Origin of the sequence: Muricoccus nepalensis (assembly GCF_006438825.1) — a bacterium.
GTDB classification, from domain to species: domain Bacteria; phylum Pseudomonadota; class Alphaproteobacteria; order Acetobacterales; family Acetobacteraceae; genus Roseomonas; species Roseomonas nepalensis.
Map to the genome: position 1 here is coordinate 21,745 of NZ_RCZP01000033.1, position 16,406 is coordinate 38,150.

At 74.0% G+C, this 16,406-nt stretch carries 13 protein-coding genes; 5 read left to right on the top strand and 8 right to left on the bottom strand.

The features are described 5' to 3' along the window. The first annotated feature begins 4 nt into the window (after positions 1-4). From serA to EAH89_RS23110, 3 genes are all read left to right on the top strand, one after another. Positions 5-1,267: a phosphoglycerate dehydrogenase gene (gene serA / locus EAH89_RS23100; protein ID WP_140886074.1), complete on the top strand. Its 1,263-nt coding sequence runs from the start codon at positions 5-7 to the stop codon at positions 1,265-1,267. A 94-nt stretch (positions 1,268-1,361) separates the two neighbouring features. Beyond that, complete coding sequence (locus EAH89_RS23105) at positions 1,362-3,062, top strand: IlvD/Edd family dehydratase (RefSeq protein ID WP_140886075.1); 1,701 nt, start codon at positions 1,362-1,364, stop codon at positions 3,060-3,062. A 7-nt stretch (positions 3,063-3,069) separates the two neighbouring features. Then, entirely contained in the window at positions 3,070-4,545 is a 1,476-nt protein-coding gene (locus EAH89_RS23110; protein ID WP_206667653.1) for a mannitol dehydrogenase family protein, read from the top strand. A 33-nt stretch (positions 4,546-4,578) separates the two neighbouring features. Here the strand turns inward: EAH89_RS23110 and ugpB are convergent, their stop codons facing one another. Further along, positions 4,579-5,928: a sn-glycerol-3-phosphate ABC transporter substrate-binding protein UgpB gene (gene ugpB / locus EAH89_RS23115; protein WP_140886076.1), complete on the bottom strand. Its 1,350-nt coding sequence runs from the start codon at positions 5,926-5,928 to the stop codon at positions 4,579-4,581. Between the two features lie 199 nt (positions 5,929-6,127). Here ugpB and EAH89_RS23120 point away from each other — a divergent pair, with 199 nt between their 5' ends. Next, positions 6,128-7,417, top strand: a complete 1,290-nt coding sequence (locus EAH89_RS23120) for an amidase (RefSeq protein ID WP_140886077.1) — start codon at positions 6,128-6,130, stop codon at positions 7,415-7,417. Between the two features lie 48 nt (positions 7,418-7,465). On the opposite strand, the gene EAH89_RS23125 is transcribed toward EAH89_RS23120, so the two are convergent. The 3 genes from EAH89_RS23125 to hflK all read right to left on the bottom strand — a co-directional run bounded on the left by EAH89_RS23125 (position 7,466) and on the right by hflK (position 11,338). Next, positions 7,466-9,043, bottom strand: a complete 1,578-nt coding sequence (locus EAH89_RS23125; RefSeq protein ID WP_241667164.1) for a Do family serine endopeptidase — start codon at positions 9,041-9,043, stop codon at positions 7,466-7,468. A 160-nt stretch (positions 9,044-9,203) separates the two neighbouring features. Further along, complete coding sequence (gene hflC, locus EAH89_RS23130; protein WP_140886078.1) at positions 9,204-10,115, bottom strand: protease modulator HflC; 912 nt, start codon at positions 10,113-10,115, stop codon at positions 9,204-9,206. Further along, complete coding sequence (gene hflK, locus EAH89_RS23135; protein WP_140886079.1) at positions 10,112-11,338, bottom strand: FtsH protease activity modulator HflK; 1,227 nt, start codon at positions 11,336-11,338, stop codon at positions 10,112-10,114. The genes hflC and hflK overlap by 4 nt, the downstream gene beginning before the upstream one ends. 151 nt (positions 11,339-11,489) lie before the next feature. Between hflK and EAH89_RS23140 the strand changes: the two genes are divergently transcribed. Then, positions 11,490-12,596, top strand: a complete 1,107-nt coding sequence (locus EAH89_RS23140; RefSeq protein WP_140886080.1) for an Mrp/NBP35 family ATP-binding protein — start codon at positions 11,490-11,492, stop codon at positions 12,594-12,596. 46 nt (positions 12,597-12,642) lie between these two features. Here the strand turns inward: EAH89_RS23140 and EAH89_RS23145 are convergent, their stop codons facing one another. The 4 genes from EAH89_RS23145 to thyX form a co-directional block, all read right to left on the bottom strand. Next, positions 12,643-14,058 (bottom strand): amidohydrolase, encoded by a 1,416-nt coding sequence (locus EAH89_RS23145; RefSeq protein ID WP_140886081.1) that lies wholly within the window; start codon positions 14,056-14,058, stop codon positions 12,643-12,645. 110 nt (positions 14,059-14,168) lie between these two features. Further along, positions 14,169-14,933: a meso-2,3-butanediol dehydrogenase gene (locus EAH89_RS23150; protein WP_140886082.1), complete on the bottom strand. Its 765-nt coding sequence runs from the start codon at positions 14,931-14,933 to the stop codon at positions 14,169-14,171. Positions 14,934-15,003: 70 nt separating this feature from the next. After that, on the bottom strand, positions 15,004-15,285 hold the full coding sequence (locus tag EAH89_RS23155; protein ID WP_140886083.1) for a hypothetical protein: 282 nt from the start codon (positions 15,283-15,285) through the stop codon (positions 15,004-15,006). A gap of 10 nt (positions 15,286-15,295) precedes the next feature. Further along, a complete protein-coding gene (gene thyX, locus EAH89_RS23160; RefSeq protein WP_140886084.1) occupies positions 15,296-16,234 on the bottom strand; it encodes an FAD-dependent thymidylate synthase in 939 nt (312 codons plus the stop codon). Between the last annotated feature and the right edge of the window lie 172 nt (positions 16,235-16,406).

Below are 16,406 nucleotides of genomic sequence, written 5' to 3' on the forward strand. Positions count from 1 at the left end.
GGCCATGCCCGACGCCCTTCCCTCCGCCGCCCCCATGTCCCTGGCCAAGGACAAGATCCGGATCCTGCTGCTGGAGGGGATCTCCGACAGCGCGGTCGCGACGCTGAACGCGGCCGGCTACACGAACATCCGGCGGGAGAAGAAGGCGCTGGACGAGGCGGCCCTGCGGGACGCCATCAAGGGCGTCCACCTGCTCGGCATCCGCTCCCGCACGCGGGTGACGGAGGCGGTACTGGCCGAGGCGGACCGGCTGATCGCGGTGGGGTGCTTCTGCATCGGCACCGACCAGGTGGACCTGGCGGCCGCGCGACGGCGGGGCATCCCCGTGTTCAACGCCCCCTTCTCCAACACGCGCTCGGTGGCCGAGCTGGTGATGGGGGAGATCGTGATGCTGCTCCGCGGCATCCCCGGGCGGTCCAACAGCGCCCATGTGGGGGTCTGGGACAAGTCGGCGGCGGACTCGCGCGAGGTACGGGGCAAGACGCTCGGCATCGTCGGCTACGGCAACATCGGCGCGCAGGTCTCGGTGCTGGCCGAGGCCTTCGGGATGCGCGTGACCTACTACGACGTGATCCCGAAGCTGCCGCACGGCAACGCGCTCTCGGTGCCCTCGCTGCGGGCGCTGCTGGAGGGGGCGGACGTGGTGACGCTGCACGTGCCGGAGACGGCGGCGACGCAGAACCTCATCGGCGCCGACGAGATCGCGCTGATGCGGCCGGGCGCCATCCTGCTGAACAACGCGCGCGGGCGGGTGCTGGACCTGGAGGCGCTGCGGGCGGCGATGGAGTCCGGGCATCTCGGCGGCGCGGCGGTGGACGTCTTCCCGGAGGAGCCGGAGAAGAACACCGACCCCTTCCACTCCCCGCTCCAGGGCCTGCGCAACGTGATCCTGACGCCGCATATCGGCGGCAGCACGATCGAGGCGCAGTCGCGCATCGGCGAGGAGACCGGGCGCAAGCTGGTGGACTACTCCGACATGGGGGCGACGCTGGGCGCGGTGAACTTCCCCGAGGCGGTGCTGCCGGCGCGGCAGCGGGGGGCGCGCTTCCTGCACGTCCACGGCAACCACCCGGGCACGCTGGCCGCCATCAACGAGGTCTTCACGCGGCGCGGCGCCAACATCGCCGGCCAGTACCTGCAGACGGATTCCGAGATCGGCTACGTCGTGGTCGACGCCGAGGGGCTGTCCGACGCGAACGCCGTGCTGGACGACCTGCGGGCGCTGCCGGGCACGGTGCGGGCGCGGCTGCTCTACGAGCGGGGGTGACCCCTCGCCCCCGGCGGGGGGCGATTGACAAGGCGGGCGCCCCGCGCACTCCTCCCCTTGCCCGATGCGGGCCAGGGGAAGGGGGAGGCGGCGGATGGCCAAGGGTCTGCGCAAGGGGCTGACGAGCTACGGGGACGCGGGCTTCTCGCTGTTTCTCCGCAAGGCCTTCATCAAGGCGGCCGGCTATTCCGACGACGCGCTGGACCGGCCGATCATCGGCATCACCGACACGGCCAGCGACTTCAACCCCTGCCACGGCAACGCGCCGCAGCTGATCGAGGCGGTGCGGCGCGGGGTGATGCTCTCGGGCGGGCTGCCGATGGCCTTCCCGACGATCTCGATCCACGAGAGCTTCGCGCACCCGACCTCGATGTACCTTCGCAACCTCATGGCGATGGACACGGAGGAGATGGTGCGCGCCCAGCCCATGGACGCCGTCGTCCTCATCGGCGGCTGCGACAAGACCCTGCCCGCGCAGATCATGGGGGCGGCGAGCGCGGGCATCCCGGCGATCGTCGTGCCCGTGGGTCCGATGGTGGTGGGGCACCACCGCGGCGAGGTGCTCGGCGCCTGCACGGATTGCCGGCGGCTCTGGGGGCAGCACCGCGCGGGCAAGATCGACGAGACGGAGATCGAGGTGATCAGCGGGCGGCTCGCGCCCTCCGTCGGCACCTGCATGGTCATGGGCACGGCGAGCACCATGGCCTGCATGATCGAGGCGATGGGGCTCTCCCTGCCCCACAGCGCCGCCATCCCGGCGCCGCACGCGGAGCGGCTGCGCTGCGGGGAGGCGAGCGGGCGGGTGGCCGTGGAGATGGCGGCGCGCGGCGGGCCGGCGCCGAAGGCGCTGCTGACGGCGGGGTCGCTGCGCAACGCGATGACGGTGCTGCAGGCGATCGGCGGCTCCACCAACGGGCTGGTGCACCTGGCCGCAATCGCGGGGCGCGTGGGGCTGCGCGTGGACCTCGAGGAGTTCGACGCGATCGGGCGGCGCGTGCCGGTGCTGGTGGACCTCAAGCCGTCGGGCGACCACTACATGGAGCACCTGCACCACGCGGGCGGCGTGCCGCGGCTGCTGCGGGAGCTGGAGCCGCATCTCGACCTCGACGCGCCGACGGTGCTGGGGGGCACGCTCGGCGACTACCTGACGCTGGCGGAGGAGGTGCCGGGGCAGACGGTGATCCGCCCGCGGAGCGCGCCGCTGAAGGAGACGGGCGGGATGGCGGTGCTGCGCGGCAACCTCTGCCCCGGCGGCGCGGTGATCAAGCACGCGGCGGCGACCGCCTCGCTTCTCAAGCACACCGGGCGCGCGGTGGTCTTCGACAGCGTGGAGGACATGACGAACCGGGTCGACGACCCCGCGCTGGACGTCGCGGCGGAGGACGTGCTGGTGCTGCGCAACGCGGGGCCCAAGGGCGCGCCGGGCATGCCGGAGGCCGGCTACCTGCCCATCCCGCGCAAGCTGGCGCAGGCCGGCGTGAAGGACATGGTGCGGATCTCCGACGCGCGGATGTCGGGCACGGCCTTCGGCACGATCGTGCTGCACGTGACGCCGGAATCGGCGGTGGGCGGGCCGCTGGCGCTGGTGCGGACGGGGGACCGGATTGCGCTCGACGTCGAGGCGCGGCGGCTGGAGCTGCTGGTGGACGAGGCGGAGCTGGCGCGGCGCGCGGCGGAGGTCGTGCCGCCCCGCCCGGCCCCGAAGCGCGGCTACGCGAAGCTGTTCCACGACACGGTGCTGCAGGCCGACAAGGGCTGCGACTTCGACTTCCTGACGGGCGAGGACGAGGACTAGGCCCCGCGTGGAGGCGGTCGACCTCCGCCGCGACACCCTCGCGCGGATCGCGCCGCGCCTGCGGGTGCCGGGCTACGACCCGGCGGCGGTGCGGGCGGGGATCGTGCATCTCGGCCTCGGCGCCTTCCACCGCGCGCACATGGCCCGCTACACCCACGCGCTGATGGAGCGGCGCGCGGACGCGCTGGACTGGGGGATCGTCGGCGCGGGGCTGCTGCCGGCGGACCGGCGGGTGCGGGACTGCCTGCTGCCGCAGGACGGGCTCTACACGCTGGTGGAGCGCGACGGCGTGGAGGAGACGGCGGGCGTGATCGGCTCGCTCGCGGAGGTGGTCTACGCCGGGGATACGACGGAGGGGCTGCTCGCGCGGATGGAGGACCCCGCAATCCGCCTCGTCAGCCTGACGGTGAGCGAGAACGGCTACGGCCTGAACCCGGCGACGCGGGCGCTCGACCCGGAGCACCCGATGATCCGGGCGGACCTCGCCGCGCCCGCGCGGCCGCGGAGCGCGGTCGGGGTGATCGTGGAAGCCTACCGGCGGCGCATGGAGGCCGGGGGCCGCGCCTTCACGGCGATGAGCTGCGACAACATCCAGGGCAACGGCGGCGTGCTGCGCGCGGCCGTGCTGTCGCTGGCGGGGATGCGCGACGCGCGGCTCGCGGGATGGATCGAGGAGCACGGCGCCTTTCCGGAGACGATGGTGGACCGGATCACGCCGGCGACGCGGCCCGACCAAGTCGCGCAGCTGGAGCGGGACTACGGGCTTCGCGACCGCTGGCCGGTCTTTTCCGAACGCTTCACGCAATGGGTGATCGAGGACCGCTTCGCGGCGGGGCGGCCGGAATGGGAGGAGGTGGGCGCGCAGTTCGTTCCCGACGTCGCGCCCTACGAGATCATGAAGCTGCGGCTGCTGAACGGGAGCCACCTGGCGATCGCGGCGCTCGGGCGGCTGATGGGGCACCGCTTCGTGCACGAGGTCATGGCCGACGACCGGATGCGCGCCTACATGGCCGCGCTGATGGACCGCGAGACGGGGCCGACGCTGGCGCCGGTGCCGGGGGTGGACCTTGGCGCCTACAAGCGCGACCTCGTCGCGCGCTTCGCCAACCCGGCGATCGAGGACACGGTGGAGCGCATCAACACGGACGCGCCGGTGAACCTGCTGGTGATGCCGATCGAGGCGAGCCTCGCGGCGGGGGGCGAGGTGGAGTTGCTCGCGCTCGCGCTCGCCGCCTGGATGCGGCGGCTGCGCGGGCGGGACGACCGGGGGGAGGCGATTGAGATCCGCCACCCGCTGGCCGCGCTGCTGCAGGAGCGGGCGGCGGAGGGGGGCGCGGACCCGGGGCCGCTGCTGTCCGTGGAATCGCTGTTCGGCGGGCTGCGGCACGAGGCGCGCTTCGTGGAGGCGCTGCGGCGGTGGATGGCCTCGCTGCACGAGGCGGGGGCGTCGGCGACGCTCGACCGCGCGCTCGGCGGCGGGTGAGGCGGGCGGGGATCGCTCCCCGCCTGGCCCCGGCTAGTTGTTGCGGTTGGTGCGCTCGAAGTTGCGGAGCACGGTGTTGCCGCGGGTGTTCATGTTCGTCAGCGACTGCTGCGCGGACTGCCCGCCCTGGAAGGCGCGCTCCATCTCCTCCTGGATGATGTTGCGGATCTCGATGAAGCCGCCGAGGCGGATGCCGCGGCTGTTCGCCGTGGGCTCGCCGCCGCGCAGCATCTGCTCGATCGGCACGTCGGCGCCGGGGTTGCGGGCGTAGTAGTTCTGGCTGCGGCTGAGCTCGTAGGCGGCGCGGGTGACGGGGACGTAGCCGGTGTCCTGGTGCCACTTGGCCATCACGGCGGGGCTGGTCGCGTAGCGGAAGAACTCGGCGACGCCGCGCCACTCCTCGGTGCTGCGGGTGTTGTTCGGGCCGCGGTTCATGGACCAGAGCGCCGCGCCGCCGATGATGGAGTTGCGCGGCGAGGTGCCCTCGTAGAACGGCAGCATGGCCGCGCCCCATTGGAAGCGCGCCTCGCGCTCGATGCGGCCTCGGAGGCCGGAGGAGCCGAAGGCGATCGCGCACTCGCCGGAGGGGAAGAGCGGGTCGCCCGTGGCGTCGCGCCCGCCGTAGCGGAAGAGGCCGTCCTTCTGCCAGCGGACCAGGTTCTCGAGGTGCCTGACCATCAGCGGGTTGGTCAGGTTCAGCTCGGTGTTCAGGCCCTCGAAGCCGTTGGCGCGGCTGGCGAGCGGGACGTCGTGGATGGCGAGCAGCTCCTCCACCATGACCCAGCTCGGCCAGGAGCTGGTCATGGGGCAGGCGATGCCGGCGGCCTTGAGCTTCACCATGGCCTGCTCGACGCCTTCCCAGGTCTGGGGGAAGGTGTTCGCGTCGAGGCCGGCGCGCTGGAACATGTCCTTGTTGTAGAAGGCGATGGCGGTGCTGCTGTTGAAGGGCATGGCCATCAGCCGGCCGTCGGCGGCGCTGTAGTAGCCGGCGACGGGGCCGATGAAGTCGCGCGTGTCGATGGCGACGCCGGTCTCGGCGAGCATCTCGTGCAGCGGCTTCACGGCGCGGCCCGCCGTCATCATCGTGCCCGTGCCGACCTCGAACATCTGCACGACGTGCGGCGCGGTGTTGGCGCGGAAGGCGGCGATGGCGGCCACGACCGTCTCGGCGTAGCTGCCGCGGTAGGAGGGGACGACCTTGTAGCGGGTCTGGCTCGCGTTGAAGTCGGCCGCGATCTGCTCGAGCTGCGGGCCGACCGGCGGCGTCAGGCCGTGCCAGAACTGGATCTCGATGGGCTGGGAGGCGGGGGCCTGGGCGCCGGCGGGCGTCCAGGCGAGGGCGGAGAGCGCGAGGGCGCTGGCCGCGAGTGTGCGTCGCCGCATGGGCACGAAACCTCCTTGTGCTTGGGTGCCGCCGGCAGCTAGCGGCCCGTTATTTCACCGAGCTTACAGGCTTGCGACGGATTTGTGGAAGTCACCGCAAGGAGTGTGGAAGGGCGGGCATGGCATGCCACGACGGGGGGGGCATGGACGGGCGGGCGCGGAGTGAACACCATCCCCCTCCCCCATGCGCGAGCGACCGATGACCGACCTGACCGCCCTCCCCGCCACGCAGCTCGCCCGGCGCCTCCGCGCGGGGGAGGTCTCGGCGGCGGAGGTCATGGCCGCGCATCTTGACCGCATCCGCGGGCGCGAGCCCGCGCTGCGCGCCTTCGCCTCCCTCGACGAAGAGGCGGCCATGGCGGGCGCGCGGGCGGCGGACCGGCGGCTCGCCTCGGGCGCGGCTCCGGGGGCGCTGCACGGGCTGCCGCTCGGCGTGAAGGACGTGCTCGACGCAGCGGGCCTGCCGTCCGGCTACGGCTCGCCGATCTGGGAGGGCTTCGTGCCGCGGGCGGATTCGGCGGCGGTCGCGGTCGCGCGCGGGGCGGGGGCGGTGGTGATCGGCAAGACCGTCACGACGGAGTTCGCGACGCGCCGGCCGGGGCCGACCGCCAATCCCGTGAACCCCGCGCACACGCCGGGCGGCTCCTCCTCCGGCTCGGCGGCCGGGGTGGCCGCGGGGTTCTTCCCGCTCGCCTTCGGGACGCAGACGGCGGGGAGCATCCTGCGGCCGGCGGCCTTCTGCGGGGTGGTCGGCTACATGCCCACCCACGGCGCGATCCACCGAGCGGGGATGAAGGTGATGAGCGAGACGCTCGACACCATCGGGGCGCTGGCGCGGACGGTGGCCGATTGCGCGCTGCTCGTGGGCGCGATGACGCGGGCCGACCTCGGCGACCCCGAGGCCCGGCCGGAGCGGGCGCCGCGCCTGCTGCTCGTCCCCGGCGACGCCGCGCAGGCGGCGCCCGAGACGCTCGCGCTGATGGAGCGGGCGGCGGAGGCGGCGGCGCGCGCGGGGGCGACGGTCACGCGCGGCGAGTTGCCGGCGGCGGTGACGGCGGCCGCGGCCGCGCACCCGGTGGTGATGAACATGGAGAGCGCGCAGGCGCTGGCCTGGGAGCTGGCCCATCACCGGGAGGCGATCTCGGAGGTGCTGCGGGAGAAGCTAGAGCCGGCGGCGGCCCTGCCGGCCGCGGCCCTCGCCGAGGCGCGCGAGGCCTTCGCGCGGGCCCGGGCCGCCTTCCCCGCGGCGATCGCGGGCTTCGACGCCGTGCTGACCTCGGCCGCGCCGGGCGAGGCGCCGGAGGGGCTGGGATGGACGGGCGATCCCGCCTTCAACCTTCTCTGGACGGCGCTCGGCGCGCCGGCCGTGAGCGTGCCGGCGGGGCTCGGCCCGCGCGGGCTGCCGCTGGGCGTGCAGGTGGTGGCAGCGCCGGGGCGCGACCGCGAGGCGCTGCGCTGGGCGGAGTGGATGCGGCAGGCGCTCGGGTAAGGGGCGGGCGCCGGCGGCGGAGGGCCGCCGGCGCCGCTCGGGCGGCCGCTAGTTGCGGCGCTGGTTGCCTTCCTCGCGGATGCGGAGCGGCACGAAGCGCTGGCCCTGGGCGCCCTCGATCAGCAGCAGGGCGCTCGCGCGGTTCTGGCGGCGCAGCGCCTCGATGCGCGTCTGCAGTTCCTGCGGGGTGTTCACCCGCTCCTGCTGGACCTCAACGATGACGTCGCCGGCGCGGAGGTCGCGCTCGGCCGCGTTGCCGCCCGCGTCCACCTCGGTGATCAGCACGCCGCGCTGCTCGGGGCGCAGGCTGAAGCGCTCGCGCGCCTCGGGCGTGATCGGGCCGACCTTGAGGCCGAGACCCTGCAGCTCCACCACCTGGCTGCGGGGCGGCTGGGCGGGGGTCGAGCCGCGGGCCTGGGCCTCGGCCTGGTCGGCCGGGAGCTCGGCGATGGTGACGTTGACCGTCTCCTCCTTGCCGTCGCGCCAGACGGTGACGGGAGCCGCGGTGCCGACGCGGGTCTCGGCGACGATGCGCGGCAGGTTGCGCATTTCCCGCACGTCCTGGCCGTTGAAGCGAAGGATGATGTCGCCGTTGCGGATGCCGCCCTTGGCGGCCGGGCCGTCCTCCTGCGCGCGGGCGACGAGGGCGCCGCGCGAGCCGCCCTTGAGGCCGAGGCTGTCGGCGATCTCGTCCGTCACCTGCTGGATGTTCACGCCGAGCCAGCCGCGCCGCACGCGCCCGCCGTCGCGGAGCTGGGCGACGATGCCGCGCGCGAGGTTGGACGGGATGGAGAAGCCGATGCCGATGGAGCCGCCGGAGGGCGAGTAGATGGCGGTGTTGATGCCGACCACCTTGCCCGACATGTCGAAGAGCGGGCCGCCCGAGTTGCCGCGGTTGATGGCGGCGTCGGTCTGGATGAAGTCGTCGTAGAGGCCCTGGCGGATGTCGCGCGAGCGCGCCGAGATGATGCCGGCCGAGACGGAGGAGGCGAGGCCGAAGGGGTTGCCGATGGCGAGCACCCAGTCGCCGACCTGCGCCTCGTCGGAGTTGCCGAACTCGACGGCGGTGAGCTGGCGGTCGGTCTTGATGCGCAGCACCGCGATGTCGGTGCGCGGGTCGGTGCCGACGAGCTCGGCCGGGAGGGTGGTGTTGTCGTTCAGGACGACGTTGATCTCGGTGCCGCCCTCCACGACGTGGTTGTTGGTGACGACGAGCTTCTCGGCGGCGTCGATGATGAAGCCGGAACCGAGCGAGGTGCCGCGGCGCTGCTGCTGGGGCGGCTGGCCCGGGCGCTGGCCGGGGCCGCCCTGGCCGGGCGGGCGGTTGCGCTCGAGGAAGTCGCGGAAGAACTCCTCGAAGGGGCTGCCGGGGGGAGCCTGGGGGGCGTCGGGCGCGTCGGGGCGGGCCGCGTTGCGGGCGGTGGGCGCCGTGCTGACCTGGACGCTGACGACCGCGGGGAGAAGCTGCTGGGCGAGGGGCCGGAAGGAGGTGGGGGCGTCCCGCATCGGGGTCTGCGCGAGCGCGGGCCCCGTGGGGGCGGCGGCGAGGGCCGCAATCAGCGCGAGCGTGGTCGATATCGGCAGGCGGAAGCGCACGGGCACGTTCCCTTCGGAGGGTTGGGTCACGGTAGAGGCGACATTTGGCCCGAACGCCCGGCCGGGGAAGGTCCCACGGGGAACAAAGGGCGGCCGGCGCGATCACGCCTCGGTGGGATGTAACTCTTTGCCACACGGGAACGGCCCGCCCCTTCCGGGACGGGCCGCTCGGGGCCGGGCGGGCCGGCGGTCAGGGCGTTGCCGCCGCTCCCGTTCCCGGCTCTGTCCCTGACGTCGACGGCGGCAGGTCGCGGAAAAAGCGGAAGAACTCGCTGTCCGGCGAGAGGAGCAGGCGCGATTCGGCGCCCTCGGAGAAGGCCTCGCGATAGGCCTGCATGGCGCGCCAGAAGGCAAAGAACTCCGGGTCGCGCTGGAAGGCGTCGGCGGAGATGCGGATCGCCTCCTGCTCGCCCTGGCCGCGCAGGATGTCCGCGCTCGCGCCGCCCTCGGCGAGCAGCACCGTGCGGTCGCGGTCGGCGTTGGCGCGGATGCGGGTGGCCTGCTCGGCGCCCTCCGCGCGGGCCTCGCGGGCCACGCGCTCGCGCTCGGACTGCATGCGCGAGAGCACGGCCTGGGTGTTCTCCTCCGGCAGGTCGGCGCGGCGGATGCGGACATCCGCCACCTCGATGCCGAAGCGCTTGGCCTCCACGTTCACCTGGTCGCGGATCTCGTTCATCACGCGGAGCCGCTCGGCCGAGAGGACGGAGAGGAGCGACTCGTTGCCGAGCACGCGGCGCAGCGCCGAGGAGACGATGGAGGCGAGCCGCCCGCGGATGCCGTTCTCGGCAACGCCCGCGGTCTGGAAGAAGAGCAGCGGGTCGGTGATGCGGTAGCGGGTGAAGCTGTCCACGATCAGGCGGCGCTGGTCGCCGAGGATGAGCTCCTCGCCGGGCGCCTCGAAGTCCAGCAGGCGGCGGTCGAGGGCGATGACGCTCTGGATGAAGGGCACCTTCACGTGCAGGCCGGGGCTCTGGATCACGCGCACGGGGTTGCCGAACTGCGTGATGAGCACCTGCTGCGTCTGCTGCACGGTGAAGAGCGACGAGGCCGCGGTGACGAGGATGACGGCGGCCGCGACGGCCGCGATGGTGAGGCGGTTCATCGGGCGGCTCCCGTCTGCGGGGCGCGTGGCGGGGGGGCCATGCTGGGGACGCTGCCGGCGACCGCCGGCGGCGCGGGCCGCGCGGCCGGGGCGGCCGGGCGCCCGCCGTCGAGGTTCAGCAGCGGCACGAGGCCCTGGAGGCGGTTGTCGACGATGATCTTCGGGTTGCGGCGGAAGATCTCCTCGAGCGTCTCGAGGTAGATGCGCCGCATCGTGACATCCTTCGCCGCCTGGTAGGAGGAGAGCACGGAGATGAAGCGCGCCGCCTCGCCGCGGGCGCGGGCGATCTGGCTGTCCTTCTGGCCCTGGGCCTCCTGCACCATGCGCGCGGCCTCGCCGCGGGCGCGGGGGATGATGTCGTTGCGGTAGGATTCCGCCTCGTTGCGCGCGCGCTCGCGGTCGGCGTTTGCGCGCTGGACGTCGCGGAAGGCCTCGATGACGGCGCCCGGCGGGTCCACCTTCTGGAGCTGGACCTGGGTGATCTCCACGCCCGCGCGGTACTGGTCGAGGATGGCCTGGGTGCCGAGGCGGACCTGTTGCTCGATCTGGGCGCGCGCCTCAGTCAGCGCGGGCTGGATGGGCGTGCGGCCGATCACCTCGCGCATCATGCTCTCGGCGGCCGACTTCACGGTGACGTCGGGGTTGCGCGTGTTGAACAGGTACTCGCCGGCGTCGCGGATGCGCCAGAAGACGGCGAAGTCGATGTCGATGATGTTCTCGTCGCCGGTCAGCATCATGCTCTCCTCGAGCACGTCGCGCGACGGCGTGGGGCGCTGGCTGATGGCGCCCGAGTCGACGGCGCTGCGGAAGCCGACGTCGACGCGGTTGATGCGGGTGACGCGCGGCGTCGTCACGCTCTCGACCGGCCAGGGGATGCGGTAGTTCAGGCCCGGCGGCGTCGTGCGGTTGAAGGCTCCGAAGCGCATGACGACGCCCTGCTCGTCGGGCTGCACGCGGTAGAAGCCGGAGGCGCCCCAGGCGGCGACGGCGAGGACGGCCAGGATGGCGAGGCCCTTGCCGCCGTTGCCGGTGGAGCCCATGCCGCGCGGGAGCCAGCGGCGGACCGCGTCCTGCGCCTGGCGGATGGCGTCGTCGATGTTGGGGCCGCGGCCGTTGCCGCCGCTCCCGCCGCCGGGGGGCGGAACGCCCCAGGGGCCTTGCGGACGGTTGCCGCCGCCGGGGGATCCCCACGGGCTCGGTCCGCCGCTGTTGTTCCACGGCATGGGCCGGTCAGTCTCCCCTCTGGAAAGGAGCGGCCCGGCCGCTTGCGCGGGGTCGGGGCCGCCCATATGGCAACCATGGCCCGGCGCCCCCGCTTTCTGGCGCCGTTCCGGTTGTGGGCCATGTTGGCCGGGTGGCGGAGGTTTTCAAGCGATGGTGAGCGGTCTCGAGGCGGCGGTGCGGGCGGCGCTGGCCGGGGTGCGCGACCCCGCCAGCGGGCGGGACGTGGTTTCGGCGGGGCTGCTGGGCGGTGTCGCGGTGCGCGACGGCATGGTGCAGGTCGAGGTTTCCGTCCCCCGGGAGCGCGCGCGGGCGATGGAGCCGCTGCGGGCCGCGGTGGAGGCCGCGGTGCGGAAGGTGCCGGGCGTGCTCTCCGCGAGCGTGGTGCTGACGGCTCATCGCGAGGCCGCGCCCGCCCCCGCCGCGGCGCCGCCCGCAGCCGGCGGACGTCCCGCGGCCGCGATGTTGCTGCAGGAGGTGGGCGCCGTGATCGCGGTGGCGTCGGGGAAGGGCGGCGTCGGCAAGTCGACCACGGCGGTGAACCTCGCCGTCGCGCTCGCCGGCAAGGGGCTTCGCGTCGGGCTGCTGGACGCGGACGTCTACGGGCCGTCGCTGCCGCAGATGCTCGGCACGCACGAGAAGCCCCGCACGGCCGAGGGGCGGATCCTGCCGATCGAGCGCTGGGGGCTGAAGGCGATGTCGATCGGCTTCCTGGTGGACCAGGAGACGCCGATGGTCTGGCGCGGGCCGATGGTGATGGGCGCGCTCGAGCAGATGATGTCGGGCGTGGAGTGGGGCGCGCTCGACGCGATGGTGGTCGACATGCCGCCGGGCACGGGGGACACGCAGCTCACCATGTCCCAGCGGGTCGCGCTGCGGGGCGCGGTGATCGTCTCGACGCCGCAGGACGTAGCGCTGCTGGACGCGCGGCGCGGCATCCGCATGTTCGAGAAGGTGAGCGTGCCCGTGCTCGGGCTCGTCGAGAACATGAGCTACTTCTGCTGCCCGAACTGCAACCACCGGAGCGAGATCTTCGGGCACGGGGGCGCGCGGGCCGAGGCGGCGCGGCTTGGGGTGGAGTTCCTCGGCGAGCTGCCGCTGACGCTGGCGGTGCGGGAGTTGTCCGACGCCGGGAAGCCCGTGGTGCTGGCCGCGCCGGACTCGCACGAGGCGGCCGCTTATCGCGCGATCGCGGACCGGGTCTGGGAGAAGGCCTCGGCGCCGCTGGCCGCCGGGGCGCCGAGGATCGTGGTGGACTAGGCCGCGCCAGCGGCGCGTGGACTAGGCCGCGCTAGGAGCGCGAGGACTAGGCGACGCCGCTGCCGGTGTAGTCCGCGACCATGTGCAGCATGGCGCGCAGCCCCGGCAGCAGGCCCGATTCGTCCACGCGGAAGCGGGGCGAGTGGTTGCTCGGCGCCTCCCGCGGGTTGGTGCCGGGGGCGGTGACGCCGACGTTGAAGAAGACGCCGGGCACGGCGCTGGAGAAATAGGCGAAGTCCTCCGCGGCGAGGCCCGGCGGCATGCTGCGCAGCGCGCCCGGCCCGGCGACGCGGGCGAGGCTCGGCGCCATGCGCGCGGTGAGGCGGGGATCGTTGGCCATGGAGGGGTAGCCGTTGGGCATCCAGGACACCTCGGCGCGGCCGTCCATGCCCTGGGCGATGCTCTCCGACACCTCCTTCACGCGGCGCATGATGAACTGGCGGCGCTCCTCGTCGTAGGTGCGGAGCGTGCCGTTCATCGTCGCGCGGTCGGGGATGATGTTGCTGCGGTTGCCGCCGTGGAACTGGCCGACCGTGAGGACGGAGGGCGAGGCGCCGCTGTCCACCTGGCGGCTCTGGATGGTCTGCAGCGCCGAGATGATCCCCGCGCCGATGACGATCGGGTCCACCCCGGCCCAGGGGCGCGCGCCGTGGGTCTGGCGGCCGTGGACGGTGATGGTGAACTCGTCCGCGCTGGCCGCGGCGGGGCCGGGGCGGTAGCCGAGCGTGCCGGCGGTGAGGCCGCTGACGACGTGCAGGCCGAAGACGGCGTCGGGCTTCGGGTCGTCGAAGGCGCCCTCGGCCAGCATGCGGCGGGCGCCGCCGATCTCGCCGTCCGGCAGGTTCTCCTCGGCGGGCTGGAAGAGGAGCACGACGGTGCCGCGGAGGTCGGCGCGGTGCTTCGCCAGCACCTCGGCTGCGGCCATGAGGATGGCGGTGTGGCAGTCGTGGCCGCAGGCGTGCATGACGCCGACCTCCTGGCCGCCCCACATCGTCTTGGCGCGCGAGGCGAAGGGGAGGTCCACCTCCTCGGGCACGGGCAGCGCGTCCATGTCGGCGCGGAGAGCGAGGACGGGGCCGGGGCCGCCCTCCCCCTTAAGCATCGCGACGAGGCCGGTGACCGCGACCTTGTCGCGCACGCCGTAGCCGAGGCCGCGGAGATGGGCGGCCACCAGCGCGGAGGTGCGGACCTCCTGGTTCCCGAGCTCCGGGTTCTGGTGGATGTCGCGGCGCCAGGCGATCATCCGCGCCTCGGCCGCGCGGGCGGAGGCGTCGAGGGCGGCGTGCAGGGCGCGGGCGGGGCCGGCCTCGACGGCGGCGGGCGGGGGCATCTGGGCCTGGGCGCCCGCCGGGAGGAGGGGAAGCGCGCAGGCGCAGGCGCAGGCGCAGGCCGCGAGGAAGCCGCGGCGGGAGGCGCCGGGCGCGTCGGCCACCAGGCGCGGGCGGGGCGGACGGAGGAACATTCGGGGCGGCTCCCTGCTGGACGGCCCCAGTTAGGGCCCGCCCGGCCGGGCCTGGCAAGGCGCGGCGGGCGCCCAGCCCCGCTCGTTCCGCCAGCGCGCTGCGGCCGGCGTCAGGCCTGGGGCGGCTGGCCGTTGGAAGCGGAGAGGCCGCCGTCCACGGGCAGGTTCACGCCGGTGACGAAGCGGGCGTCGGGGCCGGCGAGGAAGGCGATGACGTCGGCCACCTCCTCCGGGTCGGCGGCGCGGCCGAGGGGGATGCGCTCGGCGAACTTCGCCATCAGGGCCGCGTCCGACAGCATGTCCTTCGTCATCTCGCTGACGGTCAGGCTCGGCGCCACGGCGTTCACGCGCACCCCGTGGCGGCCGAGCTCGAGGGCGAGCGCGCGGGTGAGGTTCGTCACCGCGCCCTTGGCGGCGTTGTAGACCGCCATGTTCCAGTCGCCCCCGAGGCCGGAGACGGAGGAGGTGTTGACGATGCATCCCCGCGTCGCGACGAGGGGTGGGATGGCGGCGCGGCAGAGGAAGAAGACGCCGTCGAGGTCGGTGCCCATGACGCGGCGCCAGTCGGCGGTCGTGGCCTCGGCCAGCGGCCCCGTGACGGCGGTGCCGGCGTTGTTGACGAGCACGTCGAGGCGCCCGAAGCGCTCCAGCGCGCGGTTGACGAGGAAGACCGCCTGCCCCTCGTCCGCGACGTCGGTCGCGACGGCCAGGGTGCGCTCGGCGGGCAGGCCGGACGCGACGCGGGCGAGCTTCGCCTCCGTGCGGCCGGCGAGCACCACGGCGTGGCCGTCGGCGGCGAAGCGGCGGGCGGTCGCCTCGCCGATGCCCGACCCCGCCCCGGTGACAATGACGACCTTGCCCTCGAACGCGGCCATGCTGGCCTCCTCTGTGGTCCGTGGTCCGGAACGCGCGGGAGGGCGCCTGGGTGTCGCGGCCGCGCGCCGGTCAGCGCGCCGTCGCGCGGCCGAGGGCGAAGCCGCCCAGGAGGGCGCCGAGGATCACCGCCCAGACGTCGCCGAGCACCGCGGCGGCGATGGGCAGGAGGACGAGGACCGCGAGGACGAGGAGGGCGACGGCGAGCCAGGAGGGGCCGCCCCCCCAGGCCCGCCGGGCCAGGCTCTGGCCGAGCGCGCCCTTCCCGCGGGGGGCGCGCGCCGGGCGGGCGGGCGCCTTGCCGCGGGGCCGGGCGGCGGGGCGGGGCTCGGGCTTGGCGGGCGTCCGGGCCATGGACGGGGCGTCAGGCCTCGCGGCCGAGCATGGCCATCAGCTCCCGCCACTCCCGCTTCGACAGCCCGCTGCCCTCCTGCCGCGGGTCGGCGCCGGCGGCGATGCCGCGGACGACCGCGAGCATCTGGGCGGACAGGGTGACGGCGCCCTGGCGGTAGTCGCGGAAGGCCTCGTGGACGAGGGGGACCCAGGCCTTGACGGTGTCCAGCATGGCGTCGGCGTAGACGCGGATCTCGTACTGCGCGTGGGAATCGGCGCGGAGCGCGAGGAAGTTCAGGAGGTTGTGCAGGTCCGCCTTCCAGTACCACTGGGTATAGGCGTTGAGCGTGAGGTTCATGCGGGCGAGCTCGCGGGCGAGGCCGGTGCGGCCCTCCTCGATGACGCGGCCCTCGGCGTCCTCGTTCAGCATCTCGAGGTAGTGGTCGTAGTTGCGGGTCGCGTCCTCGCGCAGGAGGTCCAGCACATGGGCGGCCTGGTCGCCCTCCAGCACGGCGCCGCGGCCCTGGCGGTTGACGGCGGACTGGGCGGCCAGCTGCTCCGGCGCGGGAAGGTAGAACTCGCGGTCGAGGATGGAGTAGCGGGCCGAGTACTCGTTGATGTTCGCCATGCGGTGGCGGATCCACTGCCGCGCCACGAAGATGGGCAGCTTCACGTGGTACTTGATCTCGCACATCTCGAAGGGCGTGGAGTGGCGGTGGCGCATGAGGTAGCGGATGAGGCCGCGGTCCTCGTTGGCGGCCCGCGTGCCGCGGCCGTAGGAGACGCGGGCGGCCTGCACCACCGCGCTGTCGTCGCCCATATAGTCCACCACGCGGACGAAGCCGTGGTCGAGGACGGGGAGCGGGCGGAAGAGCATCGCCTCCAGCCCCGGGGAGACGGGGCGGCGGGTCTCGTGGCGCTGCGCCTCGGCCTCGGCCAGCTCCTGCCGCTGGGTTTCCGTCAGTTCCATCGCGCGATCCCCCGGCGGCCGCCACCGTGGCCGGCGGCACGAGCGGCGGTTTAGCGGCGGCGGGGTGGCGGCGAAAGGTCCGGCGGAGCCTTCCAGGCTCGACGCGCGGAAGGCGCGGCGGGCATGTTGCCGCGGTGCATGAGCCCCGCGGGTCCACCGCCGGGCCGGAAAG

What these genes read in the sequence shown, in the direction of transcription:
- serA (WP_140886074.1), top strand. Translation starts at nt 5, where the DNA reads ATGCCCGACGCCCTTCCCTCCGCCGCCCCCATGTCCCTGGCCAAGGAC.
- EAH89_RS23105 (WP_140886075.1), top strand. Translation starts at nt 1,362, where the DNA reads ATGGCCAAGGGTCTGCGCAAGGGGCTGACGAGCTACGGGGACGCGGGC.
- ugpB (WP_140886076.1), bottom strand. Translation starts at nt 5,928, where the DNA reads ATGCGGCGACGCACACTCGCGGCCAGCGCCCTCGCGCTCTCCGCCCTC.
- EAH89_RS23120 (WP_140886077.1), top strand. Translation starts at nt 6,128, where the DNA reads ATGACCGACCTGACCGCCCTCCCCGCCACGCAGCTCGCCCGGCGCCTC.
- hflC (WP_140886078.1), bottom strand. Translation starts at nt 10,115, where the DNA reads ATGAACCGCCTCACCATCGCGGCCGTCGCGGCCGCCGTCATCCTCGTC.
- hflK (WP_140886079.1), bottom strand. Translation starts at nt 11,338, where the DNA reads ATGCCGTGGAACAACAGCGGCGGACCGAGCCCGTGGGGATCCCCCGGC.
- EAH89_RS23140 (WP_140886080.1), top strand. Translation starts at nt 11,490, where the DNA reads ATGGTGAGCGGTCTCGAGGCGGCGGTGCGGGCGGCGCTGGCCGGGGTG.
- EAH89_RS23145 (WP_140886081.1), bottom strand. Translation starts at nt 14,058, where the DNA reads ATGTTCCTCCGTCCGCCCCGCCCGCGCCTGGTGGCCGACGCGCCCGGC.
- EAH89_RS23150 (WP_140886082.1), bottom strand. Translation starts at nt 14,933, where the DNA reads ATGGCCGCGTTCGAGGGCAAGGTCGTCATTGTCACCGGGGCGGGGTCG.
- EAH89_RS23155 (WP_140886083.1), bottom strand. Translation starts at nt 15,285, where the DNA reads ATGGCCCGGACGCCCGCCAAGCCCGAGCCCCGCCCCGCCGCCCGGCCC.
- thyX (WP_140886084.1), bottom strand. Translation starts at nt 16,234, where the DNA reads ATGGAACTGACGGAAACCCAGCGGCAGGAGCTGGCCGAGGCCGAGGCG.